At 54.9% G+C, this 24,877-nt stretch carries 18 protein-coding genes, 1 pseudogene and 1 riboswitch; of the genes and pseudogenes, 15 read left to right on the top strand and 4 right to left on the bottom strand.

Annotated elements, in window-relative coordinates:
- The first annotated feature begins 13 nt into the window (after positions 1-13).
- The 13 genes from AC3WQH_RS09520 (at position 14) to AC3WQH_RS09460 (ending at position 18,240) form a co-directional block, all read left to right on the top strand.
- Positions 14-481 carry a TRAP transporter small permease gene (locus tag AC3WQH_RS09520; RefSeq protein WP_005835149.1) on the top strand — a complete coding sequence of 156 codons (468 nt, stop codon included), beginning with the start codon at positions 14-16 and terminating at the stop codon, positions 479-481.
- A 6-nt stretch (positions 482-487) separates the two neighbouring features.
- Entirely contained in the window at positions 488-1,762 is a 1,275-nt protein-coding gene (locus AC3WQH_RS09515; protein ID WP_005835148.1) for a TRAP transporter large permease, read from the top strand.
- A gap of 17 nt (positions 1,763-1,779) precedes the next feature.
- Positions 1,780-3,144: an FAD-binding oxidoreductase gene (locus AC3WQH_RS09510; protein ID WP_007779314.1), complete on the top strand. Its 1,365-nt coding sequence runs from the start codon at positions 1,780-1,782 to the stop codon at positions 3,142-3,144.
- 114 nt (positions 3,145-3,258) lie between these two features.
- The gene (locus AC3WQH_RS09505; protein ID WP_290426744.1) at positions 3,259-4,911 is read left to right on the top strand and encodes a formate--tetrahydrofolate ligase; all 1,653 of its coding nucleotides are present in this window, start codon (positions 3,259-3,261) and stop codon (positions 4,909-4,911) included.
- A 214-nt stretch (positions 4,912-5,125) separates the two neighbouring features.
- A riboswitch (cyclic di-GMP riboswitch) is annotated at positions 5,126-5,225 on the top strand.
- Positions 5,226-5,298: 73 nt separating this feature from the next.
- The gene (locus AC3WQH_RS09500) at positions 5,299-7,272 is read left to right on the top strand and encodes a methyl-accepting chemotaxis protein (protein WP_327953417.1); all 1,974 of its coding nucleotides are present in this window, start codon (positions 5,299-5,301) and stop codon (positions 7,270-7,272) included.
- Between the two features lie 122 nt (positions 7,273-7,394).
- Positions 7,395-8,252 (top strand): transporter substrate-binding domain-containing protein, encoded by an 858-nt coding sequence (locus tag AC3WQH_RS09495; protein WP_492331999.1) that lies wholly within the window; start codon positions 7,395-7,397, stop codon positions 8,250-8,252.
- Between the two features lie 309 nt (positions 8,253-8,561).
- Positions 8,562-10,073: a degradosome RNA helicase CshA gene (cshA, locus tag AC3WQH_RS09490; RefSeq protein ID WP_007779327.1), complete on the top strand. Its 1,512-nt coding sequence runs from the start codon at positions 8,562-8,564 to the stop codon at positions 10,071-10,073.
- A gap of 940 nt (positions 10,074-11,013) precedes the next feature.
- A complete protein-coding gene (locus AC3WQH_RS09485) occupies positions 11,014-12,447 on the top strand; it encodes a PTS mannitol transporter subunit IIBC (RefSeq protein ID WP_007779330.1) in 1,434 nt (477 codons plus the stop codon).
- A gap of 64 nt (positions 12,448-12,511) precedes the next feature.
- Entirely contained in the window at positions 12,512-14,620 is a 2,109-nt protein-coding gene (locus AC3WQH_RS09480; RefSeq protein ID WP_026557599.1) for a BglG family transcription antiterminator, read from the top strand.
- The gene (locus AC3WQH_RS09475; RefSeq protein WP_005827491.1) at positions 14,617-15,051 is read left to right on the top strand and encodes a PTS mannitol transporter subunit IIA; all 435 of its coding nucleotides are present in this window, start codon (positions 14,617-14,619) and stop codon (positions 15,049-15,051) included. Before AC3WQH_RS09480 ends, AC3WQH_RS09475 begins: the two co-directional genes overlap by 4 nt.
- Before the next feature lie 6 nt (positions 15,052-15,057).
- Positions 15,058-16,218, top strand: coding sequence for a mannitol-1-phosphate 5-dehydrogenase (locus tag AC3WQH_RS09470; protein ID WP_492331998.1), 1,161 nt, complete (start codon positions 15,058-15,060; stop codon positions 16,216-16,218).
- Between the two features lie 19 nt (positions 16,219-16,237).
- A complete protein-coding gene (ptsP, locus tag AC3WQH_RS09465) occupies positions 16,238-17,965 on the top strand; it encodes a phosphoenolpyruvate--protein phosphotransferase (protein WP_007777390.1) in 1,728 nt (575 codons plus the stop codon).
- Positions 17,966-17,979: 14 nt separating this feature from the next.
- Positions 17,980-18,240: an HPr family phosphocarrier protein gene (locus AC3WQH_RS09460; protein ID WP_005827500.1), complete on the top strand. Its 261-nt coding sequence runs from the start codon at positions 17,980-17,982 to the stop codon at positions 18,238-18,240.
- 82 nt (positions 18,241-18,322) lie between these two features.
- Here AC3WQH_RS09460 and AC3WQH_RS09455 read toward each other — a convergent pair whose 3' ends face one another.
- Both AC3WQH_RS09455 and AC3WQH_RS09450 read right to left on the bottom strand, forming a co-directional pair.
- Positions 18,323-20,038, bottom strand: a complete 1,716-nt coding sequence (locus tag AC3WQH_RS09455) for a sulfatase family protein (protein WP_005827502.1) — start codon at positions 20,036-20,038, stop codon at positions 18,323-18,325.
- 115 nt (positions 20,039-20,153) lie between these two features.
- On the bottom strand, positions 20,154-21,224 hold the full coding sequence (locus AC3WQH_RS09450) for a YeiH family protein (RefSeq protein ID WP_005827504.1): 1,071 nt from the start codon (positions 21,222-21,224) through the stop codon (positions 20,154-20,156).
- A gap of 131 nt (positions 21,225-21,355) precedes the next feature.
- Here AC3WQH_RS09450 and AC3WQH_RS09445 point away from each other — a divergent pair, with 131 nt between their 5' ends.
- Positions 21,356-22,252 (top strand): LysR family transcriptional regulator, encoded by an 897-nt coding sequence (locus AC3WQH_RS09445; RefSeq protein WP_340673443.1) that lies wholly within the window; start codon positions 21,356-21,358, stop codon positions 22,250-22,252.
- A 135-nt stretch (positions 22,253-22,387) separates the two neighbouring features.
- Here AC3WQH_RS09445 and AC3WQH_RS09440 read toward each other — a convergent pair.
- Positions 22,388-23,205 (bottom strand): annotated as a pseudogene (locus AC3WQH_RS09440) (sensor histidine kinase).
- Positions 23,096-23,878, bottom strand: a complete 783-nt coding sequence (locus AC3WQH_RS09435) for a histidine kinase (RefSeq protein ID WP_309478839.1) — start codon at positions 23,876-23,878, stop codon at positions 23,096-23,098. Before AC3WQH_RS09435 ends, AC3WQH_RS09440 begins: the two are co-directional and overlap by 110 nt.
- Positions 23,879-24,212: 334 nt before the next feature.
- Here AC3WQH_RS09435 and eutL point away from each other — a divergent pair, with 334 nt between their 5' ends.
- The gene (eutL, locus tag AC3WQH_RS09430; RefSeq protein WP_005827509.1) at positions 24,213-24,863 is read left to right on the top strand and encodes an ethanolamine utilization microcompartment protein EutL; all 651 of its coding nucleotides are present in this window, start codon (positions 24,213-24,215) and stop codon (positions 24,861-24,863) included.
- The last annotated feature ends 14 nt before the right edge of the window (positions 24,864-24,877 follow it).

Raw genomic sequence — 24,877 nt, 5'->3', positions numbered from 1 at the left:
AAGGAGAAACTGTGTGAGCAATCTCATATCCAAACTAAACAGCGCTCTGCGTCTCGTCATTATTGCCTTGCTGGCCGTTATGGTCGTCGCCGTCTTCCTGCAAGTCCTTTTCCGCTTTTTCCTTGACCAGCCGCTGGCCTGGACAGAGGAGCTGGCGCGCTATCTTTTGATCTGGATTACTTTTCTCGGCTCCGCTTATGCCATGGCGATCAAGGCCCATATCGGTACCGAATACATCCAAAAGCATTTGTCGCCATTCATGAATAAGGTCGTGTTGATCGTGGCGGCTCTGTGCAGCCTTTTCTTTTTTCTCGTGATGGTTCAGCAAGGCTATCTGCTGTCTGCCAGAAGCATGGTTCAAAAATCACCCACCCTGCTCATTCCCATGGGCTATGTCTACATGGTGATACCTATCAGCGGTGTTCTGCTCATCATGAACGTGATTCATGTGACATGGAAAGACATTACCGGGAAGGAGTGAGCCATCGTGGGCACGATATTGTTTTTGACGCTGCTTGTGCTTTTAATCATTAACGTCCCGATTGCGGTTGCGTTGGGGCTGTCGGTAGTCGTGGCCTTTATAGTCGAAGGAAATATTCCGCTTTTGGTCGTCATTCAAAAAATGTTTAACGGAACTGATTCGTTCCCGCTCATGGCGATTCCGTTTTTTCTGCTGGCGGGCAAGCTGATGGAAACGGGCGGGATCTCGGCAAGGCTGATTCGCTTTGCCAATACGATCGTCGGCAATTTGCCCGGCGGACTGGCTATCGTGGCGGTTCTCGGGTGCACCTTTTTCGCCGCGATCTCGGGCTCGTCGGCTGCGACGACGGCTGCTGTAGGGGGCATTCTGATTCCGCACATGGTTAAAAAAGGGTACGATGTGCGCTTTTCCTCGGCGCTGCACGCAGCAGGCGGAACGATTGGCGTCATGATTCCTCCCAGCGTGCCGATGGTGCTGTACGGAGTGGCAGCGAGCACGTCGATTAACGATCTGTTCATCGCGGGCATCGGCCCGGGCATTCTTGTCGCGATCTCGCTCATCATCTACGCGTACTGGGTCAGCAAAAAGCAGGGCTGGGGCGGCGGAGAAAAGCATTCGGCAAAAGAAATCTGGCAGGCGTTCAAAGATGCGATTTTGGCGATTCTCATGCCAGTCATTATTCTGGGCGGGATTTACGGCGGCGTCTTTACATCGACGGAAGCTGCGGTCGTGGCGGTCGTGTACGGGCTTGTCGTCGGCCTGTTCGTTTACCGGGAGATCAAGTGGCGGGACCTGGGCGAAATTTTCAACAGCGCAGCCAGCATGACGGCTGTCATCATGCTGATTATTGCGACCGCCAACGCGTTCGGGTTTTTGATGACGAGAGAAAACATTCCCCAGGAGATCGCGCAGTTCATGCTGGGGATTACGGATAGCACGATCATTACGCTGTTGATTATCAATATACTGCTCCTGATTCTCGGTACGTTCATGGAGACGGCAGTGACCATCATTCTCCTGACCCCGATTCTGTTGCCGATCATTCACACACTGGGGATTGATCCCGTCCTGTTCGGCGTTATCATGGTCGTCAACTCGGCCATTGGCATGTTGACTCCTCCGGTCGGAATTAATCTGTTGGTAGCGGGAAATATTGCCAAGCTGTCGAATACAGAAATTGAGAAGGCAGCCATTCCGTTTCTGATCCTGTTGTGTGTAGATTTGATGCTGATTACGTACATTCCGGAAATCAGCCTGTTTCTCGTCAATCTGAGCAAGTAGCGAAGGAGAGAGTATGCGTGGACTATCAACAGCAATTAGTGAGTCTGCTAGGAGAAGACAGGGTGACGACCAACCCGACCGTTCTTGTGCACCACAGCCATGACGAATCGTATCACACGCCGCATTTGCCGGACGTAGTCGTGTTTCCGCAGACGGCGGCAGAGGTCAGCGCAATCCTGAAGCTGGCCAATGAAAAGCGGATTGCGGTGACGCCGTTTGGACTGGGGACCAGCCTGGAAGGGCACGCGATTCCGTACGCGGGTGGCATCAGCATGGACTTTTCGCTGATGAACCAGGTGCTGGAGGTGCGGCCGCAAGATTTTCTCGTGCGGGTGCAGCCAGGCGTGACGCGCACCCAGCTAAATCGCGAGCTGAAAAAGCACGGCTTGTTTTTTTCCGTGGACCCTGGGGCTGACGCGACGCTGGGCGGCATGGCGGCCACCAATGCGAGCGGAACGACCTCGGTACGCTACGGAGTGATGCGCGATCAGGTTCGCGATCTGGAAGTGGTGCTGGCCGATGGCCGTATCATCCATACGGGCAGCATGACAGCCAAGTCTTCGTCCGGGTATCACCTGACCGGAATGTTCGTCGGCTCGGAAGGGACATTGGGCGTGTTCACCGAGCTGACGCTGCGCGTGTACGGGATTCCGGAGGTGACGATGGCAGCGCGGGCCAGCTTCCCGACAGTTCAGGACGCGGTAGATACTGTCGTCGATATTCTCGGAGCCGGGATTCAGGTGGCGCGGATCGAACTGGTTGACGAGCGCTCCATTCGCCAGGTGAATTTGTACAAAGAGACGAGCTACCCGGAAAACCCGACGCTTTTTATCGAGTTTCACGGCAGCGAGCAGAGCTTGGCGCACGACATCGAGTTTGCCCAGACGATCGCGACCGAGCATGGCTGCACGCAGTTTTTGTTCGAGACCGATTCCAAGGCGCGGGCTGTGCTCTGGGATGCCCGCCACAATCTGGCCTACGCCTTCGTGCATAAGTCGCCAGGGAAAAAGATGATGGTGACAGACGTATGCGTGCCGTTTTCCGAACTGGCCGGAGCAGTGGTCGACGCCCGACAGGCTATTGACCGCTCGGGTCTGGACGGAGCCGTACTAGGGCATGTGGGCGACGGAAACTACCACGCGATTGTGATGATAGACGTCCATGATCCCGAGGAAATGGCGCGCGCCGAGGCGCTGAATGCGCATCTGGTAGAGTACGCGCTCGGCAGAGGCGGGACGTGCACCGGAGAGCACGGCGTCGGAGTCGGCAAGGTCAAATACCAGCGCAAGGAGCACGGAGCGGCGCTGGACGTGATGCGGTCGATGAAGCAAGTCCTCGATCCGAACGGCATTTTGAACCCGGGAAAAATATTCGACAAATAATGACAGCCTGCATTCTGAATGCGCAACAGAATGCAGGTTTTCTTTTTGCGAAAAGTGGAGCGCCGGAAAGGAGAACAAACTGCAATGTGGAATGTAGAAGATTGGTAAATAAACATTTCGCAAGGCAGGGAGGCAGGTATGAAGTCGATTGTTGAGATTGCCAAGGCAGCAGGTATCGATGAACAGGATCTGGAGCTTTACGGAAAGTATAAGGCAAAAATCTCTGATGAGCTGTGGGATAAAATAAAAGACCGACCTGATGGCAAGCTGATTCTCGTTACCGCGATGAATCCCAATCCGGCAGGAGCAGGCAAGACACTGACCACGATTGGTTTGTCGCAGTCGCTCAATCTGCTTGGAAAAAGGACGATTGCAGCGCTCCGCGAGCCATCCCTTGGCCCGTGCATGGGGATAAAAGGAGGGGCTACCGGAAGCGGCAAGGCGCAAATCCTCCCTGCGGATGAAATCAATCTGCATTTTACTGGCGACATTCACGCCATTACCGCGGCGCACAATTTGCTTGCGGCGATGATCGACAACCATATTTTCCACGGCAATCCGCGGGGCATCAATCCGAAAAAAATCGTCTGGAAACGGGCGATGGACATGAACGACCGCGCGCTCAGAAATATCGTGGTCGGGCTGGGAGACGGCAACGGCATGACGCGCGAAGACGGCTTCATGATTACGACCGCATCGGAAATCATGGCGATTTTGTGCCTGAGCGAGAACCTCGCCGACTTGCGCGAGCGGCTGAACCACATCATCATCGGCTACGATTTTGAAGACAAGCCAGTCCGGGCGGAAGAAATCAATGCGGTCGAGGCGATGTGCGTACTGCTCAAGGAAGCGATCAAGCCAAACCTCGTGCAAACGATTGAGGGCACGCCAGTCATCGTCCACGGCGGTCCGTTTGCGAATATCGCGCACGGATGCAGCAGCGTGATCGGCACGAAGACAGCCTTGAAGCTGGCCGACTACGTCGTAACGGAAGCGGGCTTCGGCGCTGACCTGGGCGCGGAGAAGTTTTTTGACATCAAGTGCAGAAAAGCCGGGCTGACGCCATCGGCAGCAGTCGTGGTCATTACCGTGAGTTCCTTGAAGTACAACGCCGGAATCAAAGTGCCGGATTTGGCCGAAGAAAACCTCGCCGCATTGGAAAAAGGCTTCGCCAACGTGCGTCGCCATCTGGAAAACTTGCAGAAGTTCGGCGTGCCGGCGGTTGTAGCGATCAACCATTTTGCCACTGATACACAAGCGGAGATCGACGCAGTCATGGCGCTGTGCCAGGAGGCAGGTGCCGAGGCGGCGCTGTCCAAGGCGTGGGCAGAAGGCGGAGAAGGCGCAATCGAACTGGCGGAAAAAGTGACGCGCGCGGCAGAGCGCCCTGGGCAATTCCGCTTTTTGTACGAAGAAGACCTCGGCGTGAAGGAAAAGATTGAGACGGTGGTCAAAGAAATTTACCGCGGCTCCGGGGTAGTCTTTTCGCCGCTGGCGACAAAAACGATCCAGAAGGTAGAGGAAATGGGGCTGTCCCATCTGCCTGTGTGCATGGCGAAGACGCCGTACTCCTTTACAGATCGGGCCGATCAGCTTGGCGCCCCTGTCGGTTTTACCATTCAGGTGAGCGAAGTGCGGATTTCGGCAGGAGCAGGCTTCATCGTCGCCTTGACCGGAAGCCTGGTGACGATGCCGGGACTCCCGAAGAAACCTGCGGCCGAATCGCTGTATGTGGATGAGCACGGCCACGTGGAAGGGCTGAGCTAAACGAAGAAGTCAAAAGTGGACGACAGGCTGACACCAACAACTAGGTGTCAGCCTTTTTGCGATTTTTTCGCAATTATTTCGTAGAAAGTAGTTTACTTGTCAAACAATTTGGGTAAAGATTTTGTGTGGAAAAAAATCCAATCCATTATTTTAAAGTTAACCCACATTTTTCCGATGTTGTGCTATAGTATTTTTATACAGATAAAACGACAAAAAATGACAAAGGCAAACCTGTTGAAAGGCAGGGACGCAAAGCCACGGGTCTAAGGCAAGCAGAGCGCATCTTCTGCTGCTACGATAGCCGGGTTGCCATGCCGTACACGTAAGAAGGCTGTCCGGGTGGCAGTCTTTTTTGTTGCCAAAAAAAGATAGGAGGTACAGCGTGAGATGGAATCCAGTTTGAAGAAAAAGCTAATCGTCGTCATGTGCCTGCTCTTGATTGTCAGCTTGGGTACGGTCTGCGGTGCCAGCTACTACAGCTCGTCGCAGTTGCTGTCGTCCAGCCTGGACAAAGAAGCGGAACTTACGGCCAGCAATCTTTCCATCAGAATCGACAGCTTTTTCCAAGAAAAAATCGGAATTGTTGAAACGATCGGAGAGATGATTTCCGCCGACAACAATTTCGACCATGACTTGAAGCTGATTCAGGAGGCGCAGAAGAAAAACCCCGAGTTTGAGACGTTTTTCTTTTCCTATGACCTGAGCGGCAAAAAAGTCATCAACTTCAAGGGCGAGGAGACGAACCCGTCTGATCGTCCGCATTTTCAGGAGGCAGGACGAGGCGAGGGGAAAATCATCGTTTCCGAGCCGGTCGTGTCGCAGCGGACAGGCAACTACATCGTGACGATCATCGTTCCGCTGATGAAGGACAATCGTCAATACGGCTATGTCGGTTCGACCATTCCGATCAACGAGATTCAGAAGACGGTTTCCGAGGAGAAGTTCGGACATAGTGGCTATGCCTTTTTGGTGAGCAAAAAAGGAACGTATATTTGGCATCCGAACAGCGAAGTCATTTTGAAGCAGTCGGTGCTCGACAGCAATATTCCTGAGTTGAAAACCGCCTTTGAAGCAACGGCACAAGGCGGTCGCGGAATCATTCAATACGAAGAGGGACAAGCGGCGCAATTCGCCTCCTACGCTTCGACCAGATTGAACTGGGGAGTGTTCATCACTGCTCCGGCCAAAGACCTGCACGCTCCGGTCAACGAACTGTCGATCAAGCTACTGGCTATTTCCTTGGTCGTTCTGGCGGTGGGCATCGTCTTCGTGTACTGGCTGTCGGTTCGTTTGGTTCGACCGATCCAGCGTCTGAACCAGGCCGTCAATGTCGTCGCCCAGGGCAATCTCACAGAGACGGTCACGGTGGCCGGAAAAGATGAGATCGCAGTGCTTTCCCGCGACTTCAACCAGACCGTCTCGCACTTGAAAGGCTTGATCGAAGGCGTGTCGCAATCGTCGGAGCAGGTGCTGCGCTTTACGCATGAAGTGTCGGCAGGAATTGAACACGCGACCGAAAACGTAAACCGGATCGGGACGTCAATCAACCAGATTGCCAGCGGGGCCGAGGCACAGGCTACCAGCTCCAAGGACGTCGCCTTGTCCATGAATGACATGGCGGCGGGGATTGTGAAAATTGCAGAGACATCCGCGCATGTGTCCGAAGCGGCGCGCGAGGCATCGGATCAGGCCGAGCAAGGCGCAGCAGTCGTCGAGCAGGCCGTCCGGCAAATGGGCAGCATCGGAGAGGGCACGACCAGAGCGGCTGAAGCCATTGAGCGCTTGAACAGCCGATCCAAGGAGATCGAAGGGATTCTCGATACGATCAGCCAGTTAACCTCGCAAATCAACCTGCTTGCGCTCAACGCGTCGATTGAGGCAGCGCGGGCTGGCGAGCACGGCCGCGGCTTTGCCGTCGTGGCGGGAGAAGTGAAAAATCTGGCGCATCAATCCGAGGAGTCGGCTGCGAAAATCGCGGCGCTGATCGGGGAAATCCAGCAGGATACCCGCCACGCGGTAGAAGTGATGAACACCGGCAATCGCGAGGCGCAGGAAGGCATTTCGATGATCGAAGAGGTGCGGGATATTTTCGCGCATATTTTGGAATCGTCGCGCAATGTTGCCGCCCATATTTTGGAGGTGTCGGCGGCATCGGAGGAAATGTCTGCAGGCTCTGAGCAGGTGAGCGCCTCGGTCGACGAAATGTACAACATTGCCAAGCTTGCCTCGGAAGACGCGCAGAAGGTCGTGGAGGCCACGGCCGAACAGTTGCAAGCCATTCAGGACATTGCCCGTTCGGTCGAGCAGTTGAACACGGTCACGGAGGAGTTGCAGCAGGGCGTAGGCAAGTTCACCTTGTAAGACCTTGTAAGGCTAAAGCCCGTCCCTGGTTAAAGGGGGGATGCCATGTAAGGGATGAGACAGCTCGAAACAGCAGATGGGCATGAGACAGACTGATCGACAATCGGGAGGAGAAGAAACTAATGAAAAAGTGGACAAAAAGAATGATGGCGAGCGCACTCGCTGCAACGATGCTGATGACTGGAACCGGAGCGTTTGCTGCTACTACAGGCGCGCAAACCGGGCAGACCGCAGCAGTGGAAGCGATCAAAAAACAGGAAAACAAACAGTTTGAGTCCCGCCTCGACGAGATTATCGCACGGGGATACATTCTCGTGGGCACACCGGGCGACTACAAGCCGTTCACATATTTGAACCCGAAAACGAACGAATTTGAAGGCTACGACATCGACGCGATGAAAGAGTTTGCGAAAAGCCTTGGAGTAGAAGCGCGCTTCGTGCAAACCTCCTGGCCGACGCTGATGGACGATCTGCTGGCGAACAAATTTGACATCGCGGTCGGCGGCGTGACCCGCAACACCGATCGCCAGAAAAAAGCGCACATGGGCGATCCGTACATCGAGTTCGGAAAAGCTCCGCTGATTCGCGTGCAGGACAAGGACAAGTACAAAAGCCTGGAAGACATCAATAAAAAAGAAGTGCGCATCGGCGTGAATCCGGGCGGTACCAACGAACAGTTCGTGCGCGACCATTTTAAAAACGCTACCGTTACTGTCGTGCAAAACAACCTGGACATCCCTGGCCTTGTCGCCAACGGCACATACGATGTGATGATTACCGACACGATCGAAGCCATGGTGTATTCCAAAGCCGATTCCCGCCTGTACGCGGCTCTGACGGACAAGCCGTTTACCCGCAGCGAAAAAGCGTACATGATTCCGCGCGGCGACTTTATTTTCGCCAGCTATCTCGATGTCTGGATGGACGAAATGAAGCTGCAAGGGAAATTCGACGAGCTGTTCCATAAATGGGTAAAATAATCGCGGTGCCGGGTATGAAAGCGCGATGACGGAAGAAAGCAGTCCTGTCTGGATGATCCGGGCAGGGCTGCTTTTGTTTTTGCAGTTAACGGAGGTATGTTTCTGCGCCAATCTGTTGAGACTAGAGGAAAATGGGCACAAATGCCGTTTGCAATTTTACAGGATGCATGGTACGATTACAGCTATGTTCTTTGTGGGGTGCTTATGTACAATCGGAGATAAAAGGGCATGTTCCGGCTGTAAGGAATAGTGCCCTTTTTTAGTGAGGATTTTATAGAAGAAGGTAAAGTAAAAGGAGACTGACGTTCATTGACTACATTTTATGATTTTGGTTTGCATCATTCTGTTGTAAGAGCGCTTGGCAATATGGGATTCGAAGAGGCGACTGCGATTCAGGAGCAAACCGTTCCTGTTGCTCTGCAAGGCCGGGACTTGATCGGACAGGCGCAAACAGGTACAGGGAAAACGGCTGCATTCGGGATTCCGCTGGTGGAACGCCTCGATGAAAACAACGGCAACATTCAAGGGGTTGTCCTGACGCCGACTCGCGAGCTGGCTGTGCAGGTAGCAGAAGAAATCAACAAGATCGCCCAGTTCAAAAACATTTCCGCGCTGCCGATCTACGGCGGTCAAGACATTACCCGCCAGATCAAGGCGCTGAAAAAGCGTCCGCAAATCATCGTGGCAACGCCGGGCCGTTTTATGGACCATATGCGCAGAAGAACCATCCGCCTCGACGCGATCGAGATCGTCGTCCTGGACGAAGCGGATGAAATGCTGAACATGGGCTTCATTGATGACATCAAGGAAATTTTGCAAGAAGTGCCTGACAACCGTCAAACGTTGCTGTTCTCTGCGACTATGCCGAGAGCGATTCAGGAAATCGCGCAGCAGTTCATGACAGAGCCGGCACTGATTTCCGTCAAGCCGAAGGAAGTCACCGTTCCAAACATCGAACAGCAATATATGGAAGTTGCCGAAAAGCAAAAATTCGACGTGCTCTGCCGCTTGCTCGATATTCACTCGCCTGAGCTGGCGATTATTTTCGGGCGCACCAAGCGTCGTGTAGATGAGCTGTCGGAAGCGCTGACCAAGCGCGGCTACGGCGCTGAAGGAATCCACGGCGATTTGAACCAGGCAAAACGCGACAGCGTGCTGCGCAAGTTCAAGGAAGGCACGATCGAGGTGCTGGTGGCGACAGACGTTGCTGCCCGCGGTCTGGATATCAGCGGCGTAACGCACGTATTCAACTTCGACATTCCGCAAGACTCCGAGAGCTACGTTCACCGCATCGGCCGTACGGGCCGTGCCGGGAAAACAGGTCTGGCGATCACGTTTGTCACTTCCCGCGAAATCGACCATCTGCGTCTGATCGAGCGCGCGACAAACCGCCGCATGGAGCGTCGTTCGGTGCCGACGATGGCAGAAGCGTTGGAAGGCCAGCAGCGTTTGACCGTGGAGAAAATTTTGGAGGCGTCCGGCCGCGAAGACTTGAGCGCCTACAAAACATTGGCGGAGCAATTGCTGGAGGATATTGATTCTGTGACGCTCGTGTCTGCTGCCCTCAAGCTGCTGACCAAAGAGCCGGATATGACTCCGGTTCGCCTGACCGAAGAAGCGCCTCTGCGCGTAGGCAAGAAAAAGACGTTCCCGAAAGGAAAAGGCGGATACGGCTCTGGCTCCGGCTTCGGCGGCAAACGCCCACCTCGCCCGCGCAGCGGCGAGTTCCGTCCTCGCAGTGGCGATTCCCGCCCGCGCGGCGGCGAGTCCCGCTCCCGCAGCGGCGAGTCCGCAGGAAGACCATATAACAAACAGCGCTAAGCGCTACCGATAAGGAAAAGCCGATGCAATGGTGATTGCGTCGGCTTTTTTTGCATGCAAGAAAGAAATAGAGAATGAGGGATATTTTGGTAAAAATTCCTCTTGAATTTAAAGCCAATCATTGTCAAAATGGATTCCAGTCAGAATGACTAATAATCGTATAAGGTGGCAGAATCTCCATGGAAAACAGGCATGTCATAGCGTAAATTCTGATACTGATACCTGCGGTAGTTTCCGTTTACTTTTGGTTTAATCCCAAGAGTTTAATACCCCCGGGATATCAATTGGCCGTTGATGGTTACGTCATTTCTAAGACATTAATGTCTATCTTCGCTATGTACACACTTTCAAAACTAGGATACTTCATTCTGAACAAAAAGGATTAGCTGGTTAGCCAATCCTTTTTGTTTGTTACTTGGGGATCACTTTGCGTCGATTAGTTTGTATTCACCGAATTTCGGATTTTTAACAACATAGGTGTTACTAGAGACGACTTTTCCAGTGACCAGGTCAATCATTTCCCTAGTCCCCTCTTCAACGCTATATTTCACTCTGTATCCCATATATACAGTTTTATTGGCAGGGACATTTAATGTGTAGCCAACAGTGCTACTAATGGAACCGCCTACGGTAACGGGTATTCCTTTGATATTACCCGACACACTGGGAGAGAATGTGACAGATTCTTGAGTCGAGGTCAATGCGGAAACGGGAAAAGTGATGAAGGTGGAAAGAGAAGATTTTTAAGGAAAAGAGACTTCGGCTCTGCGGAGCGGAAGTCTTTTTTTTAGCCGTTATTAAGTTTTGGCAACAATGAGAACGACAAATTCGCGCTTTGATTTTGTTGTGACGCGTATGTAAACGCTTTATATTTGAGGTGTGCACATTATCTGTTTAATCATGTCAACATTTTTATAGACAGGGTAAAGGAGGGTCCAGTATGGAGAACTTGGCGACAAAGAACCAATCTTCCGGCGGTGTGCGAGTCTCGGTACAAAAATTTGGGCGGTTTCTCAGTGCGATGGTGATGCCGAACATCGGCGCGTTTATCGCCTGGGGACTGATTACGGCGTTGTTTATCCCCACGGGGCGATGGCCTAATGAGGAACTGGCCAAGTTGGTTGTTCCAATGATTACGTATCTGCTACCGCTTTTGATCGGATACACGGGTGGGAAAATGATTCACGATGTACGTGGCGGTGTCATAGGGGCCGTTGCCACAATGGGGATTATAGTTGGATCAGACATCCCGATGTTTTTGGGAGCAATGATAATGGGACCTCTCGGTGGTTGGATCATGAAAAAAGTGGACCAACTACTTGAAGGCAGAATTCGTTCTGGTTTTGAAATGCTGATTAACAATTTTTCGGCGGGAATAATTGGGGGGGTGCTTGCGATAATAGCATTCCTAGCGATTGGTCCGGTCGTGACTGGTCTTAGCAAAGCACTCGCTTCCGGTGTTCAAGTGATTGTGGATGCAGGATTGCTGCCGCTCGCAAGCATTTTAGTCGAGCCGGCGAAGATGCTGTTTTTGAACAATGCAATTAACCACGGTATTTTTAGTCCGATTGGACTGGAAGAGTCAGTGAGAACAGGGAAATCAATTTTTTTCCTCATGGAGACAAATCCAGGGCCTGGCTTGGGAATCCTATTGGCATATTGGCTGGCAGGGCGCGGCAACGCCAAGCAGTCGGCGCCAGGTGCGGTTATCATTCACTTTTTCGGTGGTATTCACGAAATTTACTTCCCTTACATCTTGATGAATCCGCGCCTCGTTTTGGCGGCAATAGGCGGCGGAATGGCAGGGGTCTTCACCTTCACGCTGCTTGGAGCAGGACTGGTGTCATCGCCATCGCCAGGTAGCATTTTCGCTCTCAGTGCAATGGCTCCGCGGGGCGGCTTGCTGCCAGTGTTGGCAGGGGTTGTTGCAGCGACAGTCGTTTCCTTCGTCATCGCGGCTGCATTGCTGAAAATGGGCGGCAAGTCCGATGAGGACGAGTTGGAAAAAGCGACGGAAAAAATGCAGGAACTGAAAGGCAAAAAGCAACCAGCAGCAGAAGGAGAAGAGGTAGCGGCGGCGAAAGCAGTGGTGGCTGCCGATGTGAAAAAAGTAGTCTTTTCTTGCGACGCTGGTATGGGCTCCAGCGCAATGGGGGCGGCATCCCTGCGCAAAAAGTTCAAGGATGCCGGACTTGGCGAGATCACGGTTATCAACACCGCGATCAACGACATTCCTGATGATGCCGACATCGTCATTACGCACAAGTCGCTGACAGAGAGAGCGCGGGCAAAAGCACCGTCTGCCGAGCACATCTCCATTGATAACTTCTTGAATAGTCCGGAGTATGACAAGTTGGTCAAACGGCTGGGGTAAAAGGGGATCAACGCTAGTGAAAGCTAGCGTTTTCCCTCTTTGGCGTTAAGGAGGGAGCAAGGGCATGCATGTATCCTCACGGCAGCGATCGATCATGGAAATTTTATTGCAGGAGAAAAAGGGCATAACCGTAGCGCAGATCGCCGAGCGAATCGGCGTGAGCACGCGAACCGTCCACAGGGAGCTGGACGCCCTCGACCCGCTGTTTGCCGAAAGCGGTCTGGAACTGGTGCGCAAGACGGGGGCCGGGGTAGAGGTTGTAGGCACACCCGAGCAAAAGCTGGCGCTGAAAATGTCTGTCCTGCACCAGACGACGACGGAGTTTACCGCCGAGGAACGCAAGGCGATCATCCTCTGCTCCCTGCTGGCAGCCACAGAACCCGTCAAGTTGATTTCGCTGGCGATTGATCTGAAGGTAACGACCGCCACGATCAGCCACGACCTGGACGATCTCGAGGAACTGCTCGGCCGTTACGACCTGACCTTGCTGAGAAAGCGAGGATACGGAGTCGAGCTGCTGGGAAACGAGGCGTCCAAAAGAAAGGCGATCAGCCGTTTGATTGCCGAGCATCTCGATGACCACGAGCTGATCGGGATTATTAAGGAAAACATTCAAAACAAATCTTCGCGGGACATGGACTCGATTTCCCGGCGGCTTTTGTCACTGATCGACCGGGAAAAGCTGATGAAGGTGGAAAATGCCCTGAGCCACCTCGAAGCCGAGCTGCCGTATCCGCTCGCGGACAGCGCCTATATCGGCCTGGTCGCGCATTTGGCACTGGCGATGGAGCGGATTGAAAAAGGCGAAAAGATTCGCTTCGACGAGCATACGCTGAGCGAGCTGGCGGGAACCCCCGAATACGTCGTCGCCAAAAACATCATGGAACGGCTGCAGCACATCTTTCAGATGGAGATTCCGCAGGATGAAATCGGCTATATTACGATGCATTTGCGTGGAGCGAAGCTGCGGCAGTCCCCCGAGGACGCCGTCTGGCCGGAAAATACCGAGCTGGCCGCCTTGACCGCACGCTTCATTGCCCTGTGCGAAGAGCGTCTGGGGCTTTCGCTGCGGGAGGACACGTCTTTGTTTCACGGCCTGCTGACGCATCTGGAGCCGGCGCTGTACAGGCTCAGGCGTCAGATGGAGATTCACAATCCGATCCTCGGCCAGATCAAGCAAAACTACCCGGAGCTGTTTACGGTGGCGAAGGAGGTGGTGGCGGTCCTCCTGCCTGAGCTGCAAGTGCCGGAGGAAGAGGTTGGCTATCTGGTCATGCATCTGGGGGCAGCGCTGGAGAGGGGGCGGCTGGAGCACCATCGCTATCGCGCACTGGTCGTCTGCTCCAGCGGCATCGGCTCGTCGAAGATTTTGGCGACGCGCATCAAAAAGGAAATTCCCGAGATCGTCAGCTTGCGCAACTTGTCCATGTTTGATCTGGGCAACGTGCCGCGCAGCGACTACGATCTGATTATTTCCACCCTGCCGCTGGCGCTCGACCCGGCAGAATACGTAGTCGTCAGCCCGCTGCTGCCGCAGGACGACATTCAAAAAATCAAGTTTCATCTGCACAACCGCCCGGTCCAGGTGGGGGCGGCGAAAAAGGAAAGCAAAATTGTGCCGCCTGGCAGGCAGTCGCAGGAGCAGTTGAAGGCGATGCAGCTCTATGCCACTTACGCCAATCAAATTCTCGATGGCTTATGGGGACAGCGCGTCAGTAACAGCCAGCACGATATGCCAGCTCTTTTGCGGGACATTTGCACAGAGCTGGAAAAACGGGAAACCGTCCTTGCGGCAGAGGCGGTCGTCGAGCAATTGATCGCACGCGAAAAGCTCGGCGGGCTAGGCATCCCCGGCACGTCCATGGCGCTGTTCCACGGCAGAAACGAGGCGGTGCAGAAAGCGTCGTTCACTTTTCACCGCCTGGAGCAGCCCGTATTGCTTCGCTCGATGGATGAAGAGGAGATGCAGGTTGACCTGCTGCTGCTTCTGCTGGGGCCAAAGGAAGTGCCCAAGGAAGGGCTGGAGGTGCTCAGCGAGGTCAGCTCACTTTTGATCGAGGAAGACATGCAGAACTTGTTGCAGACAGGAGAACCACAGCGCATTGCTGATTATATAGCAGGCAGGCTATATGCCTTTTGCCTGAAAAAGACAGGATGGGAGAGAACAAAATGAAAAACATACTGACCACAGAGAAAATCATGCTGAATGCAAAGGCAGCGAACAAGGAAGAAGCGATCAGACTGGCAGGCGAGCTGCTGGTTCGCGCCGGACACGTGACGGCTCAATACGTGGAAAAAATGCTGGAGCGCGAAGAGCTGGCGACCACCTACATCGGCAGCGGCGTAGCGATCCCGCACGGAACGAACGAAGCAAAGGCAGAGATCCAATCCACCGGAATCTCGGTTGTGCAGGTGCCGGATGGCGTCGATTTTGGCGAAGGGAATACGGCGTACCTATTGGTCGGGATTGCGGCAGTAGGCGATGAGCATCTGGAGGTGCTGTCCAATATCGCCATCCTTTGCTCTGAGGAAGAAAACGTGAAGCGGATCGTCCAAGCCGCTACAGCAGAAGAAATCATGGCGATGTTCACCGAGGAGGTGTAGTCGCTCATGCTGGCAGTCCATTTCGGAGCAGGCAATATCGGGCGCGGTTTCATCGGGCAACTGTTGAGACAGGCAGGCTACGAGGTTGTGTTTGTCGATGTGAACACAGCGCTGGTCGACGAGCTGAACCAGAGAAAAATGTATCACGTGCAATTGGCAACAGCAGGAAATCCCCAGTCGGTCGTGGAAGGAGTGCGGGCGATTCACGGGCAGGATGTCGAAGCTGTCGCTGCTGCTATCGCTTCCGCCGATCTGGTGACTACGGCTGTAGGGCCAAACGTCCTCGGGCCGATTTCGGGAGCGATTGCGGCAGGCATTGCGAAGCGACTGGCAGACAATCCGCGTCCGCTCAATGTAATCGCCTGCGAAAACATGATTGGCGGGAGCGCCAAGCTGAAGGAGCACGTTTTCGCGGGGCTCTCCGCAGAGCTGCAGGCACAGGCGACGGAGTTGATCGGTTTCCCGAATGCGGCGGTAGACCGCATCGTGCCGATCCAGCAGCATGAAGACAAGCTGTTCGTTGTGGTAGAGCCGTTTTTCGAGTGGGTCGTGGACCGTTCGCAGTTAGTAGGAGACGTGCCGCAGATCGAAGGCGTCACCTATGTAGACGATTTGGCTCCGTACATCGAGAGAAAGCTGTTTACCGTCAATACCGGCCATGCCGTGATTGCGTATCTCGGCTATCAGTTGGGATTGAAAACGATTGATGAAGCGATGCAAAACGAGAAGGTGGCGAAGGCTGCGAGAGGCGCCTTGCAGGAGACAGGAGCGCTTTTGGTAGCCAAGTACGGCTTTGACGAGCAGGCGCATGCGCAGTATATCGAGAAAATATTGGCGCGCTTCACGAATCCGCTGCTCTCGGACGAAGTGGTCCGGGTAGGGCGTTCGCCGCTGCGCAAGCTGTCCCGCCACGATCGGCTGGTAGGCCCTGCGCTGGAATGCATGGAGAGAGGAATCAGTCCCGAGCATTTGGGGTTGGCGATTGCCGCAGCGCTGTTGTTCGACTCGCCAGAGGACGAAGAAGCGGTGCGCATCCAGTCAGACTTGAAACTGTTCGGGTGGGAATATGCGTTGCACAACAACACGGGCATTCCGGCAGGCCATCCGCTGGAGGAAGTGGTGCGCAGACAAGCCCGGCTGATGCAGGAGTGGACCAGTACCAAGTAAAGAAAGGTGGGTGCAAGGAATGTCCCAAAAAATCGTAGGGGTAAAAGCTTCCGCAGGGGTAGCCATCGGCAAGGCGTTTTTGCTGACCGCTCCTGACATGCAAATCAAGACGGTAGCGGTAGAAGATGCTGCCAGTGAGATTCATCGTTTCGAGGAAGCGCTGGAACGGGCGAAGGCAGACTTGCAGCAAATTGCGCTGCGCGTGGAAAAAGAGATGGGCGCGGAGCAGGCCGACATTTTCAGAGCCCACCTGCTTGTCTTGGAGGACCCTGAGCTTGTCGACACCGTAAAAGACAAGATTACACAAGAAATGACGAACGCAGAAAGCGCCCTGCACGACGTCGCGCAGGCGTTTATCGGCTTGTTCGAACAGATGGACAACGATTACATGCGCGAGCGGGCAGCCGACATTCGCGACGTGACGAAGCGTGTCCTGGCGTATTTGCTTGGAGTGAACTTTTTTCATCCCGGCTCTTTGACAGAGGAAGTCATCATTGTGGCGGAGGATTTGACTCCGTCGGACACGGCGCAGCTTGACCGCCGCTATGTAAAAGGCTTCGTGACCGACATTGGCGGACGCACTTCGCACTCCGCGATCATGGCGCGTTCCCTGGAGATTCCGGCCGTGGTCGGGACGCAGACGATCACAAGCGCGGTTCAGCCGTCTACACTCGTTATTTTGGACGGGCATGAAGGCGTGGTCATCATCGACCCGAGCGAGGAAGAGATCGCGCTCTATACGAGGAAGCAGGCGGAGTACGCCGAGCAAAAGGCCGAGCTGGAAAAGCTGGTCCACAACCCGACCATTACGGCAGATCAGCATCACGTGGAGCTGGCGGCCAATATCGGAAGCCCGGCCGATGTGGCAGGCGCGCTCGCAAACGGCGCAGAAGGGGTTGGCCTTTTCCGCACCGAGTTTTTATACATGGGACGGGATGATTTCCCGACAGAAGAAGAGCAGTACCTCGCCTACAAGCAGGTGCTCGCGGGCATGGGCGACAAGCCTGTCGTCATCCGCACGCTGGACATCGGGGGCGACAAGCACCTCTCCTATCTGGACATGCCGGAGGAGATGAATCCGTTCCTCGGCTATCGCGCGATCCGGCTGTGTCTCGACAGACAGGAGCTGTTCCGCACGCAACTGCGCGCCCTGCTGCGGGCGAGCGCGCATGGCAATCTGAAGATCATGTTTCCGATGATAGCGACGCTGGAGGAGTTCCGCGCGGCCAAAGCGATCCTGGAAGAAGAGAAGCAGGGCTTGCAAAACAGCGGAGTCGCTGTATCCGATCGCATCGAAGTGGGTATCATGATTGAGATCCCTGCTGCCGCCATGATGGCAGATGTATTCGCGCGGGAAGTAGACTTTTTCAGCATCGGAACCAACGACCTGATTCAATATACGATGGCAGCGGATCGAATGAACGAACGGGTAGCCTACCTGTACCAGCCGTATCACCCTGCGGTCCTGCGGCTGTTGCGCAACGTCATCGAGGCAGGGCACAGCCAAGGCAAATGGGTAGGGATGTGCGGAGAAATGGCAGGCGATCCTGTTGCCGTACCGATCCTTTTGGGACTCGGCCTCGACGAGTTCAGCATGAGCGCGAGCAGCATTTTGCCAGCCCGCAAGCAGATTAGCCAGTTGAGCCGGGAGGAAATGGCAAAGCATATCGACGCGATTTTGCAGATGAGCACATCCGCGCAGGTAGAAGCGTTTGTCAAAGAAACAATTTTGCAAGAAGACATCTAAGGAGGCACAACAGGATGGTGGAGAAGAAAATTGTAGTCCAATTGCCGCACGGCTTGCATGCGAGACCGGCAGCTAATTTTGTGAAGATGGCCACGTCCTTTTCCAGCGAGATCAAGATCGTCAAACAGGAAAAGACGGTCAACGGAAAGAGCATCATGGGCATCATGGCTTCGGCGATCGCCAAAGGGGAGGAAATTACCCTGATTGCCGATGGCGTAGACGAGAACGAAGCGATTGCGGCGCTGGAAAAAGTGTTGCTGTCGCAAGAAGGATAAATTCCGGAAAAACCCCCTGTCAGAAAGGGGGTTTTTCTTTTGACACAAAGCAAAGCGCTTCGTGACAGCAAGCTTGCTTTCTTCAAGAGTGCGCTCCGTTGCCTTGCTGCCGTGACGCGCGTCGAGGCGTGAGCCGCTTCTGCTCTCGCTGTTCGACCAGCATCCGCTCCATCTGGCGGCGCACAGGCTCTGCGGAAGGATTGGCATAGGCAGGTGCGGCGAGATTGCGCATTTCAGATGGATCTGTGCTGAGATTGTACAATTCGTATTCGGGTTCGATGGCCGGGGAAGACTCGGCAGGTGATGGGGGCACCGCGAAGTAACGAGAGTATTTCCACAACTCCCGGTGTCCATGTCCAGCAGACGGCAGGCAGGCTATGACGGTTTCGATCCGGTTCGGCTCGATGACGGAGTGATAGGGCTGGCCGAACAGGCTGATCTGGTGCTGTCCTTTTGTCACATCATCCTCCGACATGAAGTATAGCGGCCCGGTATCGCTTGCGTCTGTTTCGCCGTTGCCGAGAATCAGCGCAGAGAAATCTTTTCCCGCAAGCGGGCGGACTTCGCTGTGAGTCAACTGCAATTCTGCGGAAATGGCCGCCACATCCGCATGGGCACAGCCGAGCAGGGTCGGGAGGATATCCACATGGCTGGTCAGCATTTCGGTAGACAGAGGCTGTGGAAAAAGCAGCGGATTGTGGATGATGAGCGGGAGGTGAATCGCTTCCTCGTAGGCGCAATACCATTTTTGATGGAGCCCGCCGTGTGCCCCCAGCAGTTCGCCGTGGTCGGATGTGAACAAAATCAATGTTTCCGGGTAAAAGGACGTTGCCGTCAATGCTTGCAGCACGCGCATGATCTGTTGATCGGCATTTTTTTGCAACTGGTAATACAAGCGGCGGTAAAAAGGCTCGTCTGAGATCGGCTGGAACGCTTGTGGATAAACCTCGCGATAGCTCGCCTGGCAGCGCGGCTTTGTCTCAAGCGATTCGTGCCGGGTCGGAGGCGGAGCGATTGCGGGCACGGATGGCTCTACTTCAAAGCGAAAAAGCGGAACTTGTGCCGAGATATCCCCATAGAGGGCGATATCGTGTGGATTGACAAAAGAAGCGACGATGAGCCACGGCTGGTACGTCTCCGGGCGTGTGAGCCGACTTTTTTCCTGATCGAGCCAACCGAGCAGGCTGACAACCTCGCTGCCGTACACCACGTCCCGGCCGTTTACGCCGATGGCGGCTGACGAGCCTGAATTGTGCGGGGCTCTGCCGTGCGGCTCAGGGCCGATCCAGCCGGAAAAGCCGTAGTCGTTTAACCGATTGGCGAGCCAGTACAGGCGCTCCTTTTCCGGGTCGGGCATGCCTGTGCCGGAATCGTAGCTCAGGATGGGCAGGTGCGTGCCCGGTACCCAAATATCGCGATCGGATATGTGCCATTTGCCTTTGTAATACGTGCGGTAGCCGAGAGCGCGGAAGTAGTCGCCCATGGTAGGCACGGTGTTTGGATCGAGCCAAAACATGTCGCTGTCAGGGGAGCTTTTGGCGGCGCCGCTCGTCTGGGTGACGCCGTGCAGGGACGGGTACTGCCCGGTAAACAGCGTGGCCCTGCTGGGACAGCAGGCTGTCGCGCCTGCGTAGTGGCGCTTGAACTCCAGGCCGTGGCTGCGCAAAAAAGAATGAGCGGGAAGCTCTGCATCGCGCCATGCCCGCACAGAGGCTTCCTCGTAAGCGGGCGGATAGCGCTCCTGATCGACAATTATCAACAGGATGTTCGGACGGGTTTGAAAAAAGCGACTCAACATATGGACGCCTCCAGGTGAGATGTTCACACTGTTATCAACATATGGGGATAAGCTTTGTCCTTATCCACAAAAAAACGCCTGGCTGCGCACCAGGCGATGATGGGTTCTCCACAGGCTAGATCAGCATGTAGGACAGCGCGGATAACAGGATCGAGGTAATGGACATGGCGATCAGCGGCTTTGCCGCTTTTGAGCGCAGGGCACGCAGGTTGACGTTCAGTCCGAGACCGACCATCGCCATGGTCAGCACGAAGGTGGTCAATTGGGCCACTCCGGCGTTGAAGGCGGCGGAGACAGGAATGTGCTTGCCGAGCACGTAGCTTCCGAACAGGCTCATGACCAGAAAGCCGATCAAAAACCAGGGAAACTCGATTTTGGCTGCGCCTTGCCTTTTCCCGCTGCGCTTCATCCAGAACATCAAGAGAAAACAGAGCGGGACCAGCAGGAGCACGCGTCCCAACTTGGCCAACAGTCCCATTGCCAGGCCGTCCTGCCCGGCAGGCGCGGCCGCGAGTGCGACGTGGGCGATTTCATGCAGGCTGATGCCCGACCACATCCCGTAATCGACGGCAGTCATAGGCAGAAAAGGGCGCAGGACGGTGTAGGCGATTGCGAAAACGGTTCCGACGAGCGCGATGATGCCTACGCCAATGGCGGTATCTTCGTCTTTGGCCTGGATGATCGGCGAGACGGCAGCGATGGCCGCTGCTCCGCAGACTCCGGTTCCTACGCCGAGCATGAGCGAGAGCGAGGTGTCGGCTTTCAGCCATTTGGCGATCAGCATGGTGAGCGCGGTGGAAAAAACGATGACTCCTGCGTCGTAGACAAGCAGTCCAAGTCCTTGATGCAAAACGACGCCCATATTCAGCTTCAGTCCGTACAAAATGATGGCGAGCCGCAGCAAACGCTTGGCGGAAAATTGAATCCCTGACCGCAGCGGCTCCGGATATCCCCAAAACTGGCGATAGGCCACGGCGATCAGGATGGCACAGGCCAACGGTCCGACCCGGTCAAAGCCGGGAATGTAAGCTAAGCCGTAACCCAGTAGCGCGATGACAAAGGTGAAGGCGACACCGCCGAGCCAGAAGGAAACAGGGGCAGGTATGTTGTGAGGCTTGCTTTCAGCTTTGACAGATGCCTGGTCGTTGTCGTTCAATGGCGCGCTTTCATGCAGCGGGGAGGCCATTGCGATCACTCCTCGAACGGATTTGACAACCAAAGCATAAAACAACTATAACAATAAGAAAAATAAATCATTGCTATGATGATGATAAGTAAAAGCGTATAGTTGTTGGAAAAAGAAGAGGGGGATGCTGCATGGATCAGCAACTGCGCGTATTTGTCACGGTCGCAGACAGGCAAAACTTTTCGCGGGCCGCCGAAGAATTGCACATGACACAGCCAGCCGTCAGCCAGTACATTCTCTCGCTGGAGCGGGCGATCGGGACGAAGTTGCTGGAGCGCAGCAACAAGTACGTCAGGTTGAACAAGGCGGGGGAGATCGTTTACCATCATGCCCGGGAAATTTTAGGGCTGTACACGCGCATGCAGAGCCTGGTCGACGACTTGATGAACACGCCGAGTGGGCATTTGACGATTGGCGCCAGCTACACGTATGGAGAGTATGTCCTTCCTCACGTGATCGCGAGGCTGCGCAAATTCTACCCTTTGATTACGCCGACGATCACGATTCACAATTCGACCGTCATCGCTGACCTGGTAGCGACCCGGCAACTGGATGTCGGGATCGTGGAGGGGGAGTACGTGAACGAAAAAATGTGCATCGAGCCGTTTGCCGACGATCGCATGTACGTGATCGTCTCCCCGCAGCATCGGCTGGCAGGCAAGGAGAAGGTTGCGGTCAGCGAGCTGATGCAGGAGACGTGGATTGTGCGGGAGGAAGGCTCCGGGACGCGGGAGGCGGCGGAAAAGATGTTTCGCCAGCTCAAATTCCAGCCGCAGAAGCGAATGGAGTTCGGCAGCACACAGGTGATTAAGGAATCGGTAGAAGCGGGCCTCGGGATCAGTCTCTTGTCCTATTGGGCGATCCGCAAAGAGCGCCAGTTGGGGACGCTCTGTACCTTGAAAGTAGCGGGCACGCCCGTGACGCGGGATTTTTCCCTGGTGACGAAATCGAACGAGTTCCAGACGAGAGCGTTGGAGATTTTCATGGATCTGATTCGCTCGCACGTGCCGGAGGGATCGCACGTCTGAAACGCGTCTAAAGCAGGCAAGCGGCGCAGTCTGCCAGACGCGCCGCATTTTTGGGAGGTGGGCATTCTCGGTCATGCCAAGATGCGAGTAACGCGCCTGGCGGTTTGTTTTTGCTTGCTGCCTTGTTGCCTGCGGTCATGCTTTCCCGGCAGGGGGCGTGGCGAGCGTCAGGCGGAAGGTAGTGCCCGCCGGACTGCTCTGCACCAGCTCTACCTCGCCGCCATGCGCCCTGGCGAGCAGGCGGCAAATCGTCAGGCCAAGCCCGAGGCCGTGCTTTTTCTTCCGCTTGCTGTCCCCCGGTAGTACCGCTCGAAAATGAACGGGGCTTCTTCAGCGGGAATGCCTTTGCCGTTGTCGATGATGTCGAGGATGAGCTTGTCGGTTTGCCGGGCGACCACTTCGATGCGCGTCGCTGCTGCGGCCACGCTGTTGTTGAGCAAATTCAGCAAAATTTGTTTGAAATGCGCGCTGTCTCCGATCCAGACGATTTCCGGCTGGGGCAGCGTGATTTCGATGGCGGTTTCGGCAAAGGCAGGCAAGGTGCCGACTTGCGCGACGACCTGCTCCAGCAAGCTGGCGAGCTTGATTTCCTGCTTTTCCGCGTAGACAGCGCCTGCCTCCATCGAGGAAAAGTCGAGCAGGTCGTTAACCATCGTCTGCAGCCGCTTTGCTTCATCCATGCTGATCTGCATGAACTCGTCGGCATCGGGGCCTTTGACGACCCCGTCCTTTACAGCCTGTATCATCCCGCGAATCGACGTCACCGGGGTGCGCAGCTCGTGGGAGACTCCGGCCAGCAAGTCTGTGCGCATCCGCTCCAACTGCCCCAGCCGCTTGGCCATGTCAGCGAACGGGGAGACGAGCTGGCTGATCTCGGCTTCTTTGACCCGGGTGGAGTCGGGCAGGGCTGGCTCGTAGTTGCCGGAAGAGATTTGCTCCGCTGCCAGCGCCAATCGGCGAAGCGGCTGCGTAAGCGAACGCGACAGGACGTAGACCAATCGCCCAGCCGCAAAGCGTAATGATCCCGATCGAAACCATGATTGTGATGTACGTATGCACCAGATCGTTGTTGAGGCGGGTGCTGACGTAATACGTTCCCGCCACTGTGTTTTGCTCGTAGTACGGCACCCCGACCCGCAGCCATGTGGAGTCTTTCAGCGTGATGATCTCGCGCGTTTCTTGGCGGATGTCGGCGGGCTGGACAGGGGCAGGCAAGGTGACCGCAGTGCTGGCGAGAGCGAGATTTTCTTCCAGGCTGATCGCCGGCAACGCCGCGCTGTTTGCGGTAGCGTCCGCCAGCTTCACCATTTTTACGGCTACAGGCGCTTTGTCAGAGTCCGCCTCTGTCGCGGGAACTGCGAGTGTCAGCGCCGCTTTCATAAACTTGCCTTCTTTTTCAAGCTGCTTGAGCAGTTCGTCCACGGGGATGCCTTTTTCCTTTGCCATCTGCTCCAGATTAATGACCGGCTGCATTGGCACTTGCATGCCGTCGTTTTGGACGGTAACGGTTTTGGCAGGGAAAGTCGCGACAGCTTTTTGCACTGTGGATTCATCTGCGGCAAATGCAGAGCCTGCCATTGCGGATACGGCCAGAGCGATTACGGACATTGCGAGTTTCTTTTTCATGAAAAATTCCTCCTTGGGGTTTCGGTTTGTTTTTTGTTTGTGCCAGCTTGCGGGCTTGCCCGTCCCGGCTACACAACCAAGATAGCCAGGCCGTGTGTCCGTCAAATGACCGGAATATGGAAAAGTCGTGGAATACCGAAAACGCTTGCATTTTTTCTTGCCTTGTCATACATTAGAAGCAGGAATAAGATCGCAGAATTGGCGTGAATCTTATCCGAACAAGTGAATAGACAACAGGCAAAGGTGCCCTTGAACACGAGTCTTGTTCTTTCGTGTTTAGGCACCTTTTTTTGCGTTTTGAAAAGGGAAGTTGTCTGAAAGGAGTGTGACACGCATGGAAAAACCAATTCGAGCGACGCCGCTTGCGATCCGAATGATTCCCAACGTCGATCCACAATTTGCGGAGAAGCTGAACCTGCCTTCCCATATCCGCAGTGTGGGGATGCTGACATCCACCATTGACGATGTGGGCTATACAGCCATTGATGAAGCGACGAAAAAGGCAGCAGTCGAAGTGATTTACGCCAAGTCGTTTTACGCAGGCTCTGGGCACGCTTCCGGTCCGTTGTCCGGCGAGTTCATCGGGATCATCGGGGGAGCGACGCCATCAGAGGTACAGAGCGGTATTGATGCAGCCGTTGCCTTCATGGAAAGCGGAGCATGCTTTTACTCGTTGAATGAAGAGGGGACGCATGCGTATTACGCACATGTCGTGTCGCGGACGGGCAGCTACTTGTCTGGGCTTGCCGGCATCAGGGAAGGGGAGCCGCTCGCCTATCTGATCGCTCCGCCGCTTGAGGCCATGTACGGGATAGATGCCGCTCTCAAGGCAGCAGATGTACAGATGGTGCAGTTTTTTGGCCCGCCCACGGAAACCAACTTCGGGGGAGCGCTGCTTACAGGAAGCCAATCGGCATGCACCGCAGCAGCCGCTGCCTTTGCCGACGCAGTAAGAAGCGTCGCCCGACAGCCAGTCAAACGATAAAAGGGATTTTCCCT

The organism is Brevibacillus sp. FW301-21C12A (genome assembly GCF_058788915.1).
The sequence above is the reverse complement of the archived record's forward strand: the minus strand, read 5'-3'. Positions and strand labels throughout refer to the sequence as shown.

Coding starts and splice junctions, on each gene's coding strand:
- AC3WQH_RS09500 (WP_327953417.1), top strand. CDS start 5,299: ATGGAATCCAGTTTGAAGAAAAAGCTAATCGTCGTCATGTGCCTGCTC.
- AC3WQH_RS09495 (WP_492331999.1), top strand. CDS start 7,395: ATGAAAAAGTGGACAAAAAGAATGATGGCGAGCGCACTCGCTGCAACG.
- AC3WQH_RS09485 (WP_007779330.1), top strand. CDS start 11,014: ATGGAGAACTTGGCGACAAAGAACCAATCTTCCGGCGGTGTGCGAGTC.
- AC3WQH_RS09480 (WP_026557599.1), top strand. CDS start 12,512: ATGCATGTATCCTCACGGCAGCGATCGATCATGGAAATTTTATTGCAG.
- AC3WQH_RS09475 (WP_005827491.1), top strand. CDS start 14,617: ATGAAAAACATACTGACCACAGAGAAAATCATGCTGAATGCAAAGGCA.
- AC3WQH_RS09470 (WP_492331998.1), top strand. CDS start 15,058: ATGCTGGCAGTCCATTTCGGAGCAGGCAATATCGGGCGCGGTTTCATC.
- ptsP (WP_007777390.1), top strand. CDS start 16,238: ATGTCCCAAAAAATCGTAGGGGTAAAAGCTTCCGCAGGGGTAGCCATC.
- AC3WQH_RS09460 (WP_005827500.1), top strand. CDS start 17,980: ATGGTGGAGAAGAAAATTGTAGTCCAATTGCCGCACGGCTTGCATGCG.
- AC3WQH_RS09455 (WP_005827502.1), bottom strand. CDS start 20,038: ATGTTGAGTCGCTTTTTTCAAACCCGTCCGAACATCCTGTTGATAATT.
- AC3WQH_RS09450 (WP_005827504.1), bottom strand. CDS start 21,224: ATGGCCTCCCCGCTGCATGAAAGCGCGCCATTGAACGACAACGACCAG.
- AC3WQH_RS09445 (WP_340673443.1), top strand. CDS start 21,356: ATGGATCAGCAACTGCGCGTATTTGTCACGGTCGCAGACAGGCAAAAC.
- AC3WQH_RS09435 (WP_309478839.1), bottom strand. CDS start 23,878: ATGAAAAAGAAACTCGCAATGTCCGTAATCGCTCTGGCCGTATCCGCA.
- eutL (WP_005827509.1), top strand. CDS start 24,213: ATGGAAAAACCAATTCGAGCGACGCCGCTTGCGATCCGAATGATTCCC.